Source organism: Ruegeria sp. HKCCA6707 (assembly GCF_013033515.1).
Taxonomy (GTDB): domain Bacteria; phylum Pseudomonadota; class Alphaproteobacteria; order Rhodobacterales; family Rhodobacteraceae; genus Ruegeria.
In genome coordinates, this window is sequence record NZ_WQEG01000006.1 from 245,696 (window position 1) to 262,760 (window position 17,065).

Sequence of the window (17,065 nt, forward strand, 5' to 3'; positions counted from 1 at the left end):
CAAGAGCAGGACGGCGCGAACAAGGGGAAAGCATTGATGGCAAAGAAAAACCTCACCGCTTGCATGGGCGGTGAGGTTGGGATTTTCCGTATTTGGAACGAGAAGAAGATCAGGCGATTTCGGCCAGTCGCGCGAGCGCTTCGTTCAGTTTCGCCTCTTCTTCCTCGCGGGCGGCAAGGTTGGCTTTGGCCTCTGCCACCACCTCTTCCGGGGCCGAGGCCACGAATTTGGGGTTGTCCAGGCGGCCGCGCAGACCGCCCAGTTCCTTGGCCAGTTTGCCCTTGGCTTTCTCAAGCCGTTCCTTTTCGGCGCCGATGTCGATAATGTCGGCCAGTGGCAGGCCAAAGCTTGCGCCGGGGGCAGCGATCGAGATCGTGCCTTTGGGCAGTTCCTCGGCCTTGGTCAAGCTGTCGATACGCGCCAGACGTTTGATCAGCGCCTCGTTGCGGTCCCAGGCGGCCTGGCCGTGAGCGTCGATCTCGGTCACCAGCATCGGCACGTAGAGGCCCGCGGGAACACGCATCTGTGCACGGGCCGAGCGGGTGTTTTCGATGACCGAGATCACCCAGTTCATCTCACGATCCGCATCGGAATCAACCAGTTCAGCACCATAGGTCGGCCAATCAGCGTGGACGACCATTTTCGCGCGGGTGCCGGTCAGGCCCCAGAGTTCCTCGGTGATGAAGGGCATGATCGGATGCAGCAAGACCATGCACTGATCCAGAACCCAGCGCATGGTGGCGCGGGTTTCGGCCTGTGCCTCGGCGTCGTCGCCTTGCAGCAGCGGTTTGGACAGCTCCAAATACCAGTCGCAGACCTTGCCCCAGACAAAGGCATAGAGCCCATTGGCCGCGTCGTTGAAGCGATAGCTTTCCAGCGCCGCATCGACCTCTTCCCGCACGCGGGCGGTTTCGCCGATGATCCAGCGGTTGACGGCGGCTTTGGGCTTCAGGTCACCCACGTCCAGTTGTGGAACAGCGTCGGTGAAGACCTCGTTCATCTCGGCAAAGCGAACGGCATTCCACAGCTTGGTGCCAAAGTTGCGGTAGCCGGTGATGCGTTCCTTGCTGAGTTTCAGCACGCCGCCGATCGCCGCCATTGAGGCGTTGGTGAAGCGCAGCGCGTCGGCGCCGAATTCGTCCACGATCTCCAGCGGGTCGATAACGTTGCCGGTTGTTTTGGACATCTTCTTGCCCTTCTCGTCGCGGACGAGCTGGTGCAGGTAGACAGTGTGGAACGGGATCTGGTTCACCACGGCCAGCTGCATCATCATCATCCGGGCAACCCAGAAGAACAGGATGTCAAAGCCGGTGACCAGAACATCCGTGGGGAAGTAGCGCTTTAGCTCTTCGGTCTGCTCGGGCCAGCCCAGCGTGCCGATGGGCCAGAGGCCAGACGAGAACCATGTGTCGAGGACATCAGGGTCGCGCCAAATCGGTACCAGCAAACCCTCACCAATTTGATCGGCAATTCCTGACTCTACAGCGAACCGGAAGTTGGTGATCATTTCATCGGCTTCAGAGCGCGATCCAACTGAAACGATACCAACTTTGCCATAGTACTCAGCAAGCTTGTCGAAGAGTTCTTCTTCGTTCGCCGCGCAGAAGAATGCGAGTTCGTCTTTCGCTTTCCCATTTTCAGTTCGCAAACTTGGCCCATACCAAACCGGAATCTGATGCCCCCACCACAGCTGGCGCGAGATGCACCAGGGTTCGATGTTTTCCAGCCAATGATAATAGGTCTTCTCGCCTGACTCGGGGATGATCTTGACGGTTCCGTCCTTGACCGCATCCAGCGCGGGGCCGACGACTTTTTCGGCGTCGACAAACCACTGGTCGGTGAACATGGGCTCGATGACGACCTTGGAGCGGTCGCCGAAGGGCTGCATGATCGGTTTGCTTTCGACAAGCGGCACCAGCGCCGCCGGGTCGTCATCCTCGCCCAGCTTGTTGCCCAGACGCGGATCATCGGCGCGGGTCATTACGGCCAGGCCGTCAGCCGTGATCTCTTCTACCACCTTTGTGCGCGCCTCGAACCGGTCGAGGCCGCGCAAGTGGTCGGGCACGAGGTTGATCGCGTCGATTTCGTTCTCGGTGAAGTCGCGACCATGCGCATATTCCTGCGCCAATCCTGCGGCTTCGGCATAGGGCGCGCCATCGGCCCGCATCGCGCCTTTGGTGTCCATCAGGCGGTACATCGGGATACCGCCGCGCTTGGCCACCATGTTGTCGTTGAAGTCATGAGCGCCGGTGATCTTCACTGCGCCCGAGCCGAAATCGGGATCGGGGTACTCATCGGTGATGATCGGGATCTGGCGGCGATGCTCTTTCGGTCCAACGGGGATTTCGCAGAGTTTACCGACGATTGGCGCGTAACGCTCATCTGATGGATCAACCGCAACCGCGCCGTCGCCGAGCATGGTTTCCGGGCGCGTGGTTGCGATCGAGATATAGTCGCGCTCTTCCTCAAGCACGATAGTCCCGTCTTCGTCTCTTTCAACATAGGTGTATGTCTCGCCCCCAGCCAATGGGTATTTGAAGTGCCACATATGCCCGGGCGTTTCGATGTTTTCGACCTCAAGATCCGAGATCGCGGTTTCGAAATGCGGGTCCCAGTTTACCAGACGTTTGCCGCGATAGATCAGGCCCTTTTCGTACATATCGACGAAGACCTTGATGACCGCATCGTGGAAATTGGCCGAGTTCTCGTGTCCCGTGCGCGGATCACCCGCCGCACCGGCCATGGTAAACGCGTTGCGCGACCAGTCGCAGGAGGAGCCGAGACGTTTCAGCTGCTCAACAATCGTCCCGCCATATTCGCCTTTCCATTCCCAGACTTTTTCCAGGAATTTCTCGCGGCCCAACTCGCGTCGACCGGGTTGCTGGGTCAGCATCAGCATCTTCTCCACCTGCATCTGCGTGGCGATGCCTGCGTGGTCTTGCCCGGGCTGCCACAGCGTGTCGAACCCACGCATACGGTGCCAGCGGATCAGGATGTCCTGCAGGGTGTTGTTGAACGCATGGCCCACATGCAGCGCGCCCGTCACGTTGGGGGGCGGGATCATGATGGTGAAGCTTTCGTCGCGCGATTTGTTTGCGCCTGCTTTGAAGGCGCCGGCCTGTTCCCAGGCCTCATAGATGCGGGCCTCGGCCTCGGCCGCGTTGAATGTCTTTTCCATCGCCATGGGGTGCGTCCTGCGTCATCAATCTTGGGTCAGCGCCTGCAATAGCGAATGGAGGCGGGAAGGGAAAGGCCCTGCGCCGCCTGCAGCGTTCAGATACCTGCCTTGCTAGGCGCGTGGCGCAGACGCCGAATAAAGATGGAGCTGTTCGCTGGCCCCTTGAGCCAACGCTTTGGACTGATCCGCGCGGATGCGTGCATGCAGGTCCAGAGCGTCTGGGGTGAAGGGTTCAGCTGGTGCCGGAATGTGGATGAAATTGCTTTTGCGGTCCTCGCCTCGCGCCAGAATAGCATAGTCACGATCCGCAACCTTTTGCTGTGCATTCGGGTTGAGATAGCGGATCGCCAGGCCAATGCGTCGGTCATCCGAGGTATTGGGGCCCGAGCCGTGGATCGTCAGCCCATGATGCAAAGACATCTGGCCAGGCCGCAACTCGATATGGGTCTTGTCGTCTTCGGCGACGTCAACGGCCACTTCCTGCCCGCGCGACAAAAGGTTGGTGTCCGAGAAGGTATCGTTATGCGGCAGGATCGGGTTTTTGTGGCTGCCCGCCACGAAATCCATGCACCCGCTCTCGACCGTTGCGGGCGACAGCGCAACCCAGGCAGTGACCTGATCGGGGGTTTCGCCCATCCCCCAATAAGTCAGGTCCTGGTGCATGCCTACAATCTGCTTGGTCTTGGGTTCCTTGATGAAAAACTCAGCCGACCATAGCAAAAGATCTGGCCCCAAAATCCCTTCGACGACATCCAAAATACGCGGGTCCAGCGCGATACCTGCGGCCAGAGGTATCACCACATGCGCGTTGACGCGTTTATACATGTTCAACGGCAGGGGCAGGTCCGCTGTGCGCCAGTTGGCCTCAAGCGTTTCCAACTCAGACCGGAGCTGGCCAGCTTCAACAGTGTCAAACACAGTGATCGGGAAAGCATATCCGTCTTGCCAGTAAGACTCGACCGTCTGTGCATCAAGACGCCCGTTCGACAAGGAAACAGATGTGGGCATGTGAACCTCCGCAGGCTAGGGTATTGAGGAGCGTAGAACCGGCGCAAGCCATCGCGCTACGCGCATTCGAGACATCAATGTCGTATTCAGACCACCGCAATGGATTTTCTGCGGCCACTGGACATGAGCAACCGCCAAGCTAGGCTGCACATGCAGAAAGAAGGCTAAGGATTCCCCAATGGAAAAGTTCGGCAAAAGCCAACCCGTTATCCGGGTCGAAGATCAACGGTTTCTGACCGGGGCAGGCAGCTACATGGATGATATCGTGCCCGAAGGCGCTCTCTACGCTGCCTTTCTGCGTAGCCCTGTGGCGCATGCCGAGATTGCCGCGTTGGACCTTGAGGCGGCTCGCCAGGCCGAAGGCGTACGATTGGTGATGACGTTGGAGGATCTGGCCGCTGCTGGTGTCGACACAGTGATGAACGCGGCCACGGTTCCCAACCGGGATGGTACCAAAGCTGCCGCGCCCGAGCGTCATATGCTGGCCAAGGATCGTGTGCGTTTCGTGGGTGAGCCCGTGGCGGTTATCATCGCCGAAACGCTTACGCAGGCCCGTGATGCCGTCGAGCTTATCGAATTGGAAACCAATGACTTGCCGGTCAAATTGGATGTGGAATCGGGCGGCGTGACCTTGCACCCAGAGGCGCCGGATAACCGCGCCTTTGACTGGGATCTGGGTGATGCCGAAGCCACGCAGGCCGCGTTCGACGCGGCGGCGCATACTGTCGCGCTTGATGTGGCTGACAACCGGGTCATCGCCAGCTCAATCGAACCGCGCGGGTGCCAGGCCAATTGGGTCAATGGCCGGTTGCACTTTTCCTATGGCGGTCAGGGCGTCTGGGGGATGAAAGCGCAGCTGGTTCAGAAACTGAAACTGGATGCTGAAGCCATCCGCGTGACCACAGGTGACGTTGGCGGTGGGTTCGGGATGAAGGCGATGCCCTATCCCGAATATTTCTCAGTCGCCGCTGCGGCGATCAAGCTGGGCCAAGCGGTGCATTGGATGTCGGACCGATCCGAGGCGATGGTGTCGGACCATCACGGGCGTGATTTGACCTCGTTGGCCGAGCTGGCCTTTGACGCTGATCACAAGATCACGGCCTATCGGGTCCACAGCAAGATCAATCTTGGCGCATATAACAGCCATTTTGCGCAGGCCATCCAAACCTCGTTGTTCAGCAAGGTGTTGATGGGCGTTTATGACGTGCAGACCACCTATTTGCGGGTCGAGGGCTTCTTTACCAACACCACCCAGGTTGATGCCTATCGCGGTGCCGGCCGTCCCGAAGCGATCTATGTGCTGGAGCGTGTCATGGACCGCGCGGCGCGTGAGCTGGGCGTTGATCCGTGGGAGCTGCGGCGCAAGAACTTCATCCGGCCTGGCAATTTCCCTTACGTCTCGGCCACAGGTGAGACCTATGACGTGGGCGATTTCGACATGGTGCTGGCGCGCGCAGGTGCGCAGGTCGAAGGGTTTGCCGACCGCAAGGCTGCGGATGCGGAACGCGGTCTGATCCGTGGGCAGGGCCTGTGTTACTATATCGAAAGCATTCTGGGTGACCCTTCCGAAGGCGCAAAGGTCGAATTTTGCGAGGATGGGACCGTGAAACTTTACGTCGGCACCCAGTCAAACGGGCAGGGGCATGAGACGGTCTATACCCATTTCCTGTCGGATCAGACGGGCATCCCCGCGGACCGGATCCGCGTTTTACAGGGTGATTCTGATCTCATGGCGCAAGGGGGTGGCACCGGCGGGTCACGCTCAGTGACGACACAAAGCAACGCAACACTGGTGACTGTTGACCGAATGGTATCGGCATTCCTGGCATATCTGGCGGACAAGATCGGTGTCGCAGAGGAGGATATCAGCTTTGATCATGAGACATTCCGCGCGCCGGGCTCGAACCTGACGCCCACTCTGATCGAGGTGGCCGAGATGGCCCGTGCCGATGGGCGCGACGACCTGTTGCAGCATCAGGCACGCGCGACGCTTGAGGCGCGCAGCTTTCCAAATGGCGCGCATGTTGCCGAAATCGTGATAGATTCTTACACCGGCGAAACCTGGGTCGATCGCTATGTGGTGGTCGATGATTTTGGTAATTTGATCAACCCGATGTTGGCCGAAGGTCAAGTGCATGGCGGGGTGGTGCAGGGTATCGGTCAGGCCTTGACCGAGCATGTTGTGCATGACGAAAGCGGGCAACTACTCACGGCTTCGTTCATGGATTACGCCTTGCCCCGCGCGGCAGACATACCCATGATTGAGTTTACCTCGGCGCCGGTACCGTCAACCGCCAACCCGATGGGGATGAAAGGCTGTGGCGAGGCAGGCACCGTGGGCGCACTGGCTGCGGTTGCGAATGCGGTTCAGGATGCGCTCTGGGATTACGGGGTGCGGCAGGCTGACATGCCTTTCACACCTCATCGAGTATGGGAATTGCTGACGCATGGTTCTGTCGCGGCTGAGTAGAAAGGTTCTGGGATGGCTCGGACGGCCTCTGCGGTCCGAGCATTCAGCAGAAACGCGCCACCGCGAACCAATCAGCCACGTGATCATTCTGGACGGCACCATGTCCACGCTGGAGCCTGGCTATGAGACCCATGCAGGCCAAACCCTGCGGTTGTGTAGCGAGATGGGCAGCAAGGTTTCGGTCTTCTACGAATCCGGTGTGCAGTGGGAAAGCTGGAAATCCTCTCTCGACGTGATGATGGGGCGGGGTATCAACCGTCAGATCCGGCGGGCTTACGGGTATCTGGCATCGCGCTACAAACCCGGCGACAAGATCTTTTTCATTGGCTACTCGCGTGGCGCCTATGGCGTCCGCAGCCTGGCGGGTGTCATAGATGAGATCGGCCTGCTCAAGGCCGAGCACGCCACGGTTCGCAATATCAAGCAGGCCTACCGCCACTATGAATGCAATTCGCATGGCAAGGCTGCGGCAGCCTTCAGTCAGGCGTTTTGTCATGAGGACGTGGCGATCGAAATGGTCGGGGTCTGGGACACCGTCAAGGCTCTGGGGCTACGCTTGCCGTTATTGTGGCGCTGGGCCGAAGAGCGTCATTCTTTCCACAACCACCAACTTGGGCCCGCCACGCGTCATGGTTACCATGCAATGGCGTTGGACGAGACCCGCGAGGTGTTCGAGCCCGTGTTATGGAAATGCACACCCGACTTCAAAGGACATATCGAACAGGTCTGGTTTCGCGGTACGCATGGGGATGTGGGTGGCCAGCTGAACGGCTTTGAAGAGGCCCGACCGCTGAGCAATATCTCGTTGATCTGGATGCTGGACAAGGCCGAGCTGCACGGTCTGCCGCTGCCCGAAGGCTGGCGCGACCGATTTCCCGTCGACGCCGCGGCCCGTTCGGTGGGGACTTGGCGGGGCTGGGGAAAGATCTTTTTGCTGCGCAAACATCGCAAGGTTGGACGTGACCGGTCAGAAAGCCTGCACGACTCGGTGTCATTGGACGAGTTACCCGGCTGGGTACAGACGCCGGATTTGCTTTCGCAGCAAGTTCACTGATCAATCAAATGTTGTCGGGTGGCCGGTATTGGCCGAGAAAGCAGCCTGGATGTCAGCTGGAATATTGCGCGTAAGCGACAGCTCGGGCAGGGCATCCGGGGCAAAGAAGGCAACGTCGCTGGTTTCTGTTCCAGGCTTTGGTTCACCGCTGTTTTGTGGATCGCACAGAAAGAACAGTTTGTAGAAATCCCGCGCATCTGCCGGATAGGGATGACGCGCCTTATGACGCAGGGCATAAAGTTGGCGCGCCTCTACCTTGAGGCCAGCTTCTTCCCAAACCTCGCGTTCGATGTTTTCAGCGGGCGAGCTTCCAATATCGGCAAATCCGCCCGGCATGGCCCATTTCCCGTCACTGCGCTCGCGCACCAAAAGAATGTGTCCGTCCCGGATAACCGCGCCACGAATGTCGACGCTGGGTGTGGCATAACCGGCAGTGTGCTTCGGGATCAGCCCTTCAAAATGCGCAAGCGGCACCCGCCCCAGATCAGCCAGCATGGAACGCGCAATGACTGCAATTTCGTCATAGCGTTCCCGGTCGAATGGGTTCTCGGTAAAATGCTGGCCGGTTTCGGCCAGCGCCAAAAGCCTTTTTGCGCGTGCCAGCCAGGTATCCTCGATCGCAGTCGGATCCTGGCGCATCGGTGTTAACGACGGCGGTCGCGGCGCGAGCTCATGGGTTGGAAGGCGACACCCACGTGCGCCTCGCAATAGGGTTTGCCCGCCTCGACCGGCAGGCCGCAGAACCAGAAATCCTCGGTCGCGGGGTCACCCACAGGCCATTTGCAGGTCTTCTCGGTCAACTCCATCAGCGTCAGCTTTTTGGCCTTCTTCTCGACCTCGTTGACCTTGGCCAAAGCCTCGGGGCTGATCTCGTTGGCCGAGGGCTGCGGCGGCAGCGGTTGACCGGCCGGGATGATCTGACGGCGGGCCGGGGTTGCGGGTTTCGCTTCGGGGGCAGGAACTGGGCGTGCGGGTTCGGTCTTGGGTGCGGGCTTTGGCTTGGCCTCGGCCTTGGGCGCGGGGGCCGGTTTCTCCTTCGGCTCGGCCTTGGCCGGGCTTGCGCCGGTGGCGCGGTTCGACAGGCCCAGACGGTGGACCTTGCCGATCACCGCATTGCGGGTCACGCCACCCAGTTCTTTGGCGATCTGGCTGGCCGACTGGCCCTCGCCCCACATCTTTTTCAGCAGCTCTACACGCTCGTCAGTCCAGGACATCATTTGCCTTTCAAAAGCGGAAAGCGGCCCCGGATTCGGGCCGCCTTGGGAAATCGTCTCAGCGCCCTATTCTAATCACTGCGGCCCGAGTTACAAGCGGTCTTCGAATCAGGTAAGGGCAGCACATGCAAAATCTCATGGATCAGGATGCGCGCCGCTTTGGCGCGGTGAATTGGATGGGCCTTTACACGCTGGCACAGCGCGAGACCCTTCGTTTTCTGTCGGTCTGGACGCAAACCCTGCTGGCCCCTTTGGTGACAGCGGGATTGTTCCTGCTGATCTTCAATATCGCCATCGGTCCGAGCCGATCTGACGTGATGGGCGTGCCGTTTCTGACCTTTCTGGCCCCGGGCATCATGATGATGACGGTGATTCAGAATGCCTTTGCCAATACCTCGTCGTCGATGGTGATTTCGAAGGTGCAGGGCAATATCGTTGATACACTTATGCCGCCCCTCTCACCGCTCGAGATCCTGCTGGGCTATCTGGCCGGAGGTATCGCGCGGGGCGTTCTGATCGCGCTAGCGGTTGCCAGCGCCCTGGCGCTTGTGCTGGGCATTGTGCCGCAACATCCACTGATTGCGCTGGTCTTTGTCGCGCTTGGGGGTGCTTTCATGGGGGCGTTGGGATTGTTTGCCGGGATATTCGCCAATAAGTTCGATCAGATGGCCGCGATCACCAATTTCATAGTGACCCCTTTGGCCTTTCTGTCCGGAACCTTCTACTCGGTCGAGGCATTGCCACCGTTGCTGAACCGCCTGAGCCACGTCAACCCGGTCTTCTATCTGATCGACGGGCTACGGTACGGCATGATCGGAGTATCCGACGGCGCGCCAATGCTGGGCTTTCTCGTCTGTACCCTGGCGACCTTGTTGGTCTGCGCCGTCACCTGGCAGATGATCCGCACAGGCTATCGGCTCAAAGCCTGACGCTGACGGGCTTCGCGCCAGACCAGGATCAGACCACCGGTCAGGATGATGGCAGAGCCGATCAGGCTGACGCCGTCGGGGATGACGTCGAAAACCGCAAAGTCGTACAATGCGGCAAAGATCAGTGTCGCATAACTGATCGGCGCTACAAAAGACGCATCGGCCCGGGCCATGCCGTTTACAAAACAGGCTTGCGCGCAGGCCATAAGCACACCAATTGCGGCCAGCGCCACCCATTGCGCGGGCGTTGGCATCTGAAACACAAAGCTCACCGCAATAGACGCGATCACCAGACCCATCGAGTTATTGATCAGTAAGATCTGGATCGGCGGCTCGCGGCCCGACAGTTTCTTGATAAAGATCAACTCCATCCCGATCACCATCGCGGCGGTCAGAGCCAAAAGCGCGGCGGGCTGAAAACTGGCGGGGGTTGGACGCAACAGGATCAGTGCACCCGCAAGGGCGACGGCGGCGGCCAGCCAGCGCCATGGGCCAATCCGCTCCTTCAGAAGCGGGATAGCCAAGACCATGGCGAAAACCGGGTTCAGGAAAGAAATCGCGGTGGCATCGGCAATCGGGATAAAGGCGACCGAAGCAAATATCAGTGTGATGCCCAGCCAGCCAAAGCTCGTGCGCCCCACATGCAGCCCCCAATGCGGGCGCACCAGTTTTGGGCGCAGCACGCCCACGGCGCTGGCTATCACAACGAAGGCAAACAGAAATCGGCCATGGCTGATCTGCATCGGATGCATCGCAGGACCCAACGCATCGGTCCCCAAGGCTTTGGCCAGAAGGGTGGTGGCGGCAAGCAATGCGCTGGCCGCAAATATCAAGACAGCCGCAAGCGGCGGGTTATGGGCCTTGGCAACAAACATCTGCCACCGGTGCGCCACCGCTTGCCAAATGGCAAGCCTGAAAGTCACGTCTCAGGTTGAAATTTTGCCCGTTGAAAGATTTGGGGTTTTCGCACAGGCTGGGCCCGTTTATACGCCGCTCCATGGTCAAACTTGCACATATCCTGCGCCTCCGACGTCGACGCTTTTACGCGTAACCGGCGTTTTTTGATCTTTTGTGCTGATTATGCGGCACGATCCTCACCAAATATGTTGACGAAGATGGGCCGAGTGTTTCACTCACGAGGCTCAAGAAATCTGAAAAGGATGATCCGATGATCCCGTCCGTTCTGCCGACCTATAACCGTGCGCCCCTGACCTTTGTGAAGGGCGAAGGCACCTGGCTGACCGAGGCAGACGGGCGACGTTTTCTGGATTTCGGCGCCGGGATCGCGGTGAACGCGCTGGGCCACGCCCATCCTGCGCTTGCCGCCGCACTCAGCGAGCAGGCTCATACGCTGTGGCATGTCTCGAACCTGTATCACATTCCGCAACAGCAGGCGCTGGCGGACAAACTGGTCGAGCATTCCTTTGCCGACACCGTGTTTTTCACCAATTCGGGCACTGAGTCCTGCGAATTGGCGGTGAAAATGGCGCGCAAATATTTCTACGACAAAGGCCATCCCGAAAAGATCGAGATCATCACTTTCGAGGGCGCCTTTCACGGTCGGTCTTCGGCCGGGATGGCCGCCACAGGGTCCGAGAAAATCAGCAAAGGCTTTGGACCTGCGCTGCCCGGCTTTGTGCAAGTGCCATTGGGAGATCTGGATGGCGTCACCAACGCGATCACGGAAAACACCGCGGCCATCATGATCGAACCGATCCAGGGCGAGGGCGGCATTCGCGTTGTTCCCGATGCCGAATTGAAAGCCCTGCGCCAAATCTGTGACGAAAACGGCCTGCTGCTGATTTTCGATGAGATCCAATGCGGTATCGGCAGAACCGGTAAGCTCTTTGCACATGAATGGGCCGGGGTCACACCCGATATCATGATGTCCGCCAAGGGCATTGGCGGCGGTTTCCCCCTGGGTGCTGTACTGGCTACAGAAGAGGCTGCCTCGGGCATGACGGTAGGCACCCATGGCTCGACCTATGGTGGCAATCCCTTGGGCTGTGCTGTGGGAAACGCTGTGATCGAGCAGGTTGCGACACCGGCCTTTCTGGAAGGCGTGCGCCGCAAGGGCGGGTTGCTGCGCCAGAAACTGGAAGGGCTGGTGGCCGATCACCCGGACGTCTTCGAAGAGGTGCGGGGCGCTGGCTTGTTGCTGGGTCTGAAATGCAAGGTGGCCAATACGGATGTGGTCAGCGCGGGGTTTGATAACCAGATCATAACCGTCCTGGCCGCTGACAACGTTGTGCGCCTGTTGCCTCCCCTGAACGTCAGCGAGGATGAAATCGCTCAGGCCTTGATCCGTTTGGAAAAAACCGCGGCGCAGGTCGAAAGCACGCTGGCTGCTGTCTGACCCTTCTTCTTGTTTGAAATACGGCGGGGGTGTGGGGGCTGGCCCCCACCCGCCACCCATTGCCAAAAGTGACACGATATGAACCACTTCCTCGATATCCACAAAACCGACGCAGGCGCATTGCGGTCGATGATCGATCAGGCCAGCACGATGAAACAGGCGCGTCTTGGCAGGCCCAAAGCGGCCCCTGATGATGACCAGCCGCTCAAGGATCGCATGGTTGCCCTGATCTTTGAAAAACCCTCAACCCGTACACGCGTGTCTTTTGACGTGGGCGTGCGTCAGATGGGCGGGCAGACAATGGTGCTCTCGGGCAAGGACATGCAACTGGGTCATGGTGAAACCATCGCCGACACCGCCCGTGTGCTGTCGCGCTATGTCGATATGATCATGATCCGCACCTTTGATGAGACGATCCTGACCGAGATGGCCGAATATTCGGACGTACCGGTGATCAACGGCCTGACCGACCGCACCCATCCCTGCCAGATCATGGCGGATGTCTTGACCTTTGAGGAGCATCGCGGCCCGATCAAAGGAAAGAAAGTGGTCTGGACCGGTGACGGCAACAATGTCTGCGCCTCATTCCTGCACGCGGCAGGTCAGTTCGGTTTTGATCTGACCTTTAGCGGTCCGGCTCAACTGGATCCTGAAGAAGAGTTCATGGGTTTCGCGCGCCAGAAGGGTTCAACAATCCAGATCGAACGCGACCCGTTCAAAGCCGTAGAAGGGGCTGATCTGGTTGTGGCCGACACCTGGGTGTCGATGCATGATTCCCAATCGGCGAAAGAGCGTCGCCATAACATGCTGCGCCCCTATCAGGTGAATACTGAATTGATGTCGCATGCCAAGCCTGACGCTTTGTTCATGCATTGCCTGCCCGCGCATCGCGAAGAAGAGGCAACATCCGAGGTCATGGACGGCCCGAACTCAGTCATCTTCGATGAGGCAGAAAACCGCCTGCATGCGCAAAAGGCGGTGATGCGCTGGTGCCTGGGCATCTAACGCCGTTTGACGTCCCACACACGCAGTTTGGCGAGCGTCGCTGCGCTCGCCAGTACAACAAGGGCGCAAAGCGCAAACTTGGAGATGATCTCCATCGTGCCTTCAATCAGCAGCGCATGGACGACACTGCCCAGAATGGTCACGAAGGCCAGCGCCGCGTGACCCAAGCGCCAGACCCGAAACCGCAAGGACAGACGTTGGCGCGACATCCCCATCAGCGCGGCGGCAAACCCGGCCCACATCGCGATGACGCCCCAAGCGGAAAAGGGCGTGGCGGATACAAATAAAAGGGCGTCCACCACATCCGGCGGGCTTGTGATCCACAACCCGCCCACATGCACCAGGATCATCGCCACAAGCGCAAGACCACACCACCGGTGCCAGTGGCGGCTTGTCACCGGTGACAGCCCGGGCAGCCAACGCCCGGCCAGCAAAGGTTGAAGCAAGAGCAGGCACATCCCAAGGATGCCCGCAAAACCTGCGATGACATAGATTGGCTCACGCCAAGCCAGATAGGGGCTGAAGGCGGCTGTGACGACTGGCACCAGAAGGGCGGTGATCAAACCCGCCCAGATGACAAAGCGCATGAAGATTACAAGGGTTGCAACACAAAATGCGCCGCAAGCGTCTTGTCGCGTGCACTGGACATGACAGGGCGCAGGAACACCGTCTCGAACTCACCGCTGTCATAGGCAAGATGGCCATGAGGTTGACCAAAGGTAGGGACAATCTGCGGCATCTCAAGCCGAAACGCGCCGTCGGCATCAGTCAGCGTGGCCCCGTGGCTCTGCGGATCACGCTCATGGCCTTCGGTGGTATGCGCCCAGATCTGGATACGCTGATTGGGCAGGGGGGCTCCATCACCTGCACGCCGCACGGTTCCTGTCATCCAGAATCCACCACCGCCGATGCGCTCCACAATCGGCGCGCCGGGGCGATAGTTGTTTGCGCCACCTCGCATTGTTGGGGTCGGTGCCAACCCACTTGCGCGGACTGGCATCAAAAGGCCCGAGGCTCCTGCAGCCAGCGCTGCGCCTCCTGCAGCCATCAAAGAACGACGAGAGTATGAAACAGGGGTCATGCCAGGTTCTTTCCTCAAATAATGTCCCACGCCCGGTTCCTGCCAAGCGGTTGGTTAGAGTTTAGCACGATGGGTGCGCATTCCGAGACTGCGCCCAAAATCGTGAACACTTTGGCCATTGTTTGCAGTCCAATCTGTCAGCGCCGGGGCGGTTGATAACGCTAAGTGCACCGGTTCTGTGCGTTTGTGCGAATGGAAATGGTGATATCTACGCTATATCATGCACAAGCGAACGTTAATCTTGAGGTCATCGGAGTGCAGACATGAGTTGGAACCCCACCCACAGCCCGGACTGCCAATCGCAGAACGCGGCTTTGGACACACTGATCATCCCACGCGCCCGGGATCTGGGCGGATTCGAAGTGCGTCGCGCGTTACCGTCCGTCAAACGCCAACTAGTTGGGCCGTTTATTTTCTTTGATCAGATGGGTCCTGCCGAGTTCATCACCGAAGGTGGTATCGATGTCCGTCCGCATCCGCATATCGGATTGGGCACGGTGACCTACCTCTATCAAGGTGAGTTCGAACATCGCGACAGCATCGGCACGCATCAGATGATCTATCCCGGAGAGGTTAATTGGATGGTCGCCGGGCGCGGGGTCACGCATTCCGAGCGGACCAGCGCCGAGACCCGCGCGCGGCAGAACAAGCTTTTCGGTATTCAGACATGGATCGCATTGCCCGAAGCGCATGAGGACATGGCCCCTGATTTCGAGCATCACAAGCAGGGGGCATTGCCGCATATTCAAGATGCCGGTGTCAGCGCACGGCTGATCCTTGGCTCGGCCTATGGCGAAACGAGCCCGGTAACCATGCTGTCGGAAACCTTCTATCTGGATGTTCAGCTTGAACCGGGCGCGTCCTTTCCGCTGCCGGATGATCATGAAGATCGCGGTGTCTATGTCACGCAAGGTTCTGTCGAGGTCGCAGGGGACAGCTTTGATGCCGGTCGCATGATGGTGTTTCGCCCCGGTGACAAGCTGTCTGTGACCGCCGGTCCGCTGGGGGCGCGGCTGATGCTGCTGGGCGGTGCCACGTTGAACGAAGACCGCTATATCTGGTGGAACTTTGTGTCGTCCTCGAAAGAAAAGATCGAAACCGCAACGCGGGAGTGGAAACAGGCGGATTGGGCCAACGGGGCCTTCCATTTGCCGCCGGGTGACGATCAGGAGTTCATTCCGATTTCTGCAGAACTTGAACGCACAAAGCCGCGATTGGCGCGGTAAACGTCACGTCATCGCGCCTGCGGCTTGTCTCTGTGCCATGTCCCGGTAATCCTGTGAGGAGTTCAGGGAGGGCGCCATGAAAATCGTGATTGCCGGGGCGGGCAGCATTGGGTGCTATGTCGGAGGGTGCCTGGCACATTCTGGACAGGACGTGACGTTGTTGGGCCGCGCGCGGGTGCTGGATGCGATCCGCAGCCATGGGTTGAAGATCACCGACTTTGCGGGGCAGCATCAGGTAATCCCCACCAATTTTCTGTCCCTGACCGAGGATCCAACAGATTTGGCCGGTGCCGACCTTTTGCTTGTGACCGTCAAGACAGGTGCAACCGCCGAAATGGCCGACCTGATCGCGCAATATGCACCGGAGACCGCGCCAGTAATTTCGCTACAAAATGGGATGGAGAGCGCTCGAATTTTGAGTAACACATTGAAAACCCGAGATGTCAGGGCCGGGATGGTGCCCTTCAACGTTGTTCCGAAAGGGGTGGCAGCCTATCACCGCGCGACCTCGGGGGATATCGTGATCGAGGATGGTGCCGGGGATTTGCCCACGCGTTTGTCTTGCCCGGATCTTCCGATAAGCGCCAGCAACCGGATCGAAGCGGTGCAATGGGGCAAGCTGGTGGTGAACCTCAACAATGCCCTGAACGCGCTGTCCGGCCTGACGGTGCATGCGCAACTGATGGACCCGGGTTGGCGTCGATTGATGGCGGACCAAATGGCCGAGGCTTTGGGGATTTTGAAAACCGCCGGGGTAGCGGTTGCGTCGACAACCCCCGTACCGGCCTGGATGGTGCCCCATATATTGCGATTGCCAACGCCATTGTTTTACAGGATCGCATCCAAAATGCTGACTGTTGATCCCGAGGCCAGAACCTCGATGGCCTATGACTTGATGGCTGGGCGTGTGACAGAAATCGACAGCCTGCAAGGCGAGATTATTCGGCTGGCCGCCCAAAACGGGGTTCGCGCGCCGCTCTGCAGCCGTGTGGCCGATCTGATCCTGCAGGCGCGCGGTGATCCGATGACGCCGGAGAAAATCCGCGCATTCTAAGGCAAACGCGCTTCAGAGTGTCCGCAGTATGGCGCTCAGCTCTGGCTCGTGCACGCGTTTCGCTGCCTCTTGCGGCGTTACCCATTCTCGCTCTCTTTGGCCCGCCTCGGGAAACTCGTCGGCCAATTCCTTTACGTGCACACGGTACACCGTGGTTCGAACCGGCACTACCGAGCCGTCCTTGAGCACCTTGTCATAGGTGAAGTGACCCATCGGTTTGGTGTCAGAGGCTGTGATCCGCACGCCTGCCTCTTCCCAGGCCTCTTGCGCAGCTGATCCTGCACCGTCCAGCCCGTCAATGGGCCAGCCCTTTGGGATCACCCAGCGCCCGGTATCGCGGCTGGTGATCAACAGAACTTGGGTCTGACCTTTCTTCTTTCGGGTGCACAGCGCCGCGAACTGCACCCGTTTGGGGCGCAGGATCATGGGTTGCACGACCTTTTGCAGTATTTTTCGCAGTTTCTTGGCCATTTGAGTCCGCTGAACACGC

Annotated in this window: 15 protein-coding genes; 7 read left to right on the top strand and 8 right to left on the bottom strand. The window is 59.2% G+C overall.

The genetic code is table 11. The features are described 5' to 3' along the window. Positions 1-109: 109 nt before the first annotated feature. Positions 110-3,184: a valine--tRNA ligase gene (locus GOW40_RS16005; RefSeq protein ID WP_171136580.1), complete on the bottom strand. Its 3,075-nt coding sequence runs from the start codon at positions 3,182-3,184 to the stop codon at positions 110-112. A gap of 105 nt (positions 3,185-3,289) precedes the next feature. Then, positions 3,290-4,186, bottom strand: coding sequence for a phytanoyl-CoA dioxygenase family protein (locus tag GOW40_RS16010; protein WP_171131411.1), 897 nt, complete (start codon positions 4,184-4,186; stop codon positions 3,290-3,292). Between the two features lie 178 nt (positions 4,187-4,364). On the opposite strand from GOW40_RS16010, the gene GOW40_RS16015 reads away from it, so the two are divergent. Further along, complete coding sequence (locus GOW40_RS16015; protein ID WP_171131409.1) at positions 4,365-6,656, top strand: xanthine dehydrogenase family protein molybdopterin-binding subunit; 2,292 nt, start codon at positions 4,365-4,367, stop codon at positions 6,654-6,656. Beyond that, positions 6,634-7,710, top strand: coding sequence for a DUF2235 domain-containing protein (locus GOW40_RS16020; protein ID WP_171131407.1), 1,077 nt, complete (start codon positions 6,634-6,636; stop codon positions 7,708-7,710). Before GOW40_RS16015 ends, GOW40_RS16020 begins: the two co-directional genes overlap by 23 nt. Here GOW40_RS16020 and GOW40_RS16025 read toward each other — a convergent pair whose 3' ends face one another. Further along, a complete protein-coding gene (locus tag GOW40_RS16025) occupies positions 7,711-8,349 on the bottom strand; it encodes an NUDIX hydrolase (RefSeq protein ID WP_174840335.1) in 639 nt (212 codons plus the stop codon). A gap of 5 nt (positions 8,350-8,354) precedes the next feature. Continuing rightward, a complete protein-coding gene (locus GOW40_RS16030; RefSeq protein WP_171131405.1) occupies positions 8,355-8,924 on the bottom strand; it encodes a GcrA family cell cycle regulator in 570 nt (189 codons plus the stop codon). Between the two features lie 125 nt (positions 8,925-9,049). On the opposite strand from GOW40_RS16030, the gene GOW40_RS16035 reads away from it, so the two are divergent. Continuing rightward, a complete protein-coding gene (locus tag GOW40_RS16035) occupies positions 9,050-9,853 on the top strand; it encodes an ABC transporter permease (protein WP_171131403.1) in 804 nt (267 codons plus the stop codon). Here the strand turns inward: GOW40_RS16035 and GOW40_RS16040 are convergent. Further along, entirely contained in the window at positions 9,835-10,728 is an 894-nt protein-coding gene (locus GOW40_RS16040) for a DMT family transporter (RefSeq protein WP_171131401.1), read from the bottom strand. The genes GOW40_RS16035 and GOW40_RS16040 overlap by 19 nt on opposite strands. 293 nt (positions 10,729-11,021) lie before the next feature. Between GOW40_RS16040 and GOW40_RS16045 the strand changes: the two genes are divergently transcribed. Further along, on the top strand, positions 11,022-12,209 hold the full coding sequence (locus GOW40_RS16045; RefSeq protein ID WP_171131399.1) for an aspartate aminotransferase family protein: 1,188 nt from the start codon (positions 11,022-11,024) through the stop codon (positions 12,207-12,209). A gap of 78 nt (positions 12,210-12,287) precedes the next feature. Beyond that, positions 12,288-13,214, top strand: a complete 927-nt coding sequence (argF, locus tag GOW40_RS16050) for an ornithine carbamoyltransferase (protein ID WP_171136581.1) — start codon at positions 12,288-12,290, stop codon at positions 13,212-13,214. Here argF and GOW40_RS16055 read toward each other — a convergent pair. Both GOW40_RS16055 and GOW40_RS16060 read right to left on the bottom strand, forming a co-directional pair. Next, positions 13,211-13,801 (bottom strand): ferric reductase-like transmembrane domain-containing protein, encoded by a 591-nt coding sequence (locus GOW40_RS16055; protein ID WP_171131393.1) that lies wholly within the window; start codon positions 13,799-13,801, stop codon positions 13,211-13,213. The two genes, argF and GOW40_RS16055, sit on opposite strands and share 4 nt — an antisense overlap. A gap of 5 nt (positions 13,802-13,806) precedes the next feature. Beyond that, positions 13,807-14,295: a twin-arginine translocation pathway signal gene (locus GOW40_RS16060; RefSeq protein ID WP_171131390.1), complete on the bottom strand. Its 489-nt coding sequence runs from the start codon at positions 14,293-14,295 to the stop codon at positions 13,807-13,809. 263 nt (positions 14,296-14,558) lie between these two features. Here GOW40_RS16060 and GOW40_RS16065 point away from each other — a divergent pair, with 263 nt between their 5' ends. After that, positions 14,559-15,521, top strand: a complete 963-nt coding sequence (locus tag GOW40_RS16065; protein WP_171131388.1) for a pirin family protein — start codon at positions 14,559-14,561, stop codon at positions 15,519-15,521. Positions 15,522-15,597: 76 nt separating this feature from the next. Next, positions 15,598-16,575 carry a 2-dehydropantoate 2-reductase gene (locus GOW40_RS16070; RefSeq protein WP_171131386.1) on the top strand — a complete coding sequence of 326 codons (978 nt, stop codon included), beginning with the start codon at positions 15,598-15,600 and terminating at the stop codon, positions 16,573-16,575. Positions 16,576-16,587: 12 nt separating this feature from the next. Here GOW40_RS16070 and GOW40_RS16075 read toward each other — a convergent pair whose 3' ends face one another. Beyond that, positions 16,588-17,046: an NUDIX hydrolase gene (locus tag GOW40_RS16075; RefSeq protein ID WP_171131384.1), complete on the bottom strand. Its 459-nt coding sequence runs from the start codon at positions 17,044-17,046 to the stop codon at positions 16,588-16,590. Positions 17,047-17,065 lie beyond the last annotated feature (19 nt).

What these genes read in the sequence shown, in the direction of transcription:
- GOW40_RS16005 (WP_171136580.1), bottom strand. Translation starts at nt 3,184, where the DNA reads ATGGCGATGGAAAAGACATTCAACGCGGCCGAGGCCGAGGCCCGCATC.
- GOW40_RS16015 (WP_171131409.1), top strand. Translation starts at nt 4,365, where the DNA reads ATGGAAAAGTTCGGCAAAAGCCAACCCGTTATCCGGGTCGAAGATCAA.
- GOW40_RS16020 (WP_171131407.1), top strand. Translation starts at nt 6,634, where the DNA reads ATGGTTCTGTCGCGGCTGAGTAGAAAGGTTCTGGGATGGCTCGGACGG.
- GOW40_RS16055 (WP_171131393.1), bottom strand. Translation starts at nt 13,801, where the DNA reads ATGCGCTTTGTCATCTGGGCGGGTTTGATCACCGCCCTTCTGGTGCCA.
- GOW40_RS16075 (WP_171131384.1), bottom strand. Translation starts at nt 17,046, where the DNA reads ATGGCCAAGAAACTGCGAAAAATACTGCAAAAGGTCGTGCAACCCATG.
- argF (WP_171136581.1), top strand. Translation starts at nt 12,288, where the DNA reads ATGAACCACTTCCTCGATATCCACAAAACCGACGCAGGCGCATTGCGG.
- GOW40_RS16070 (WP_171131386.1), top strand. Translation starts at nt 15,598, where the DNA reads ATGAAAATCGTGATTGCCGGGGCGGGCAGCATTGGGTGCTATGTCGGA.
- GOW40_RS16030 (WP_171131405.1), bottom strand. Translation starts at nt 8,924, where the DNA reads ATGTCCTGGACTGACGAGCGTGTAGAGCTGCTGAAAAAGATGTGGGGC.
- GOW40_RS16035 (WP_171131403.1), top strand. Translation starts at nt 9,050, where the DNA reads ATGCAAAATCTCATGGATCAGGATGCGCGCCGCTTTGGCGCGGTGAAT.
- GOW40_RS16045 (WP_171131399.1), top strand. Translation starts at nt 11,022, where the DNA reads ATGATCCCGTCCGTTCTGCCGACCTATAACCGTGCGCCCCTGACCTTT.
- GOW40_RS16065 (WP_171131388.1), top strand. Translation starts at nt 14,559, where the DNA reads ATGAGTTGGAACCCCACCCACAGCCCGGACTGCCAATCGCAGAACGCG.
- GOW40_RS16040 (WP_171131401.1), bottom strand. Translation starts at nt 10,728, where the DNA reads ATGTTTGTTGCCAAGGCCCATAACCCGCCGCTTGCGGCTGTCTTGATA.
- GOW40_RS16010 (WP_171131411.1), bottom strand. Translation starts at nt 4,186, where the DNA reads ATGCCCACATCTGTTTCCTTGTCGAACGGGCGTCTTGATGCACAGACG.
- GOW40_RS16025 (WP_174840335.1), bottom strand. Translation starts at nt 8,349, where the DNA reads ATGCGCCAGGATCCGACTGCGATCGAGGATACCTGGCTGGCACGCGCA.
- GOW40_RS16060 (WP_171131390.1), bottom strand. Translation starts at nt 14,295, where the DNA reads ATGACCCCTGTTTCATACTCTCGTCGTTCTTTGATGGCTGCAGGAGGC.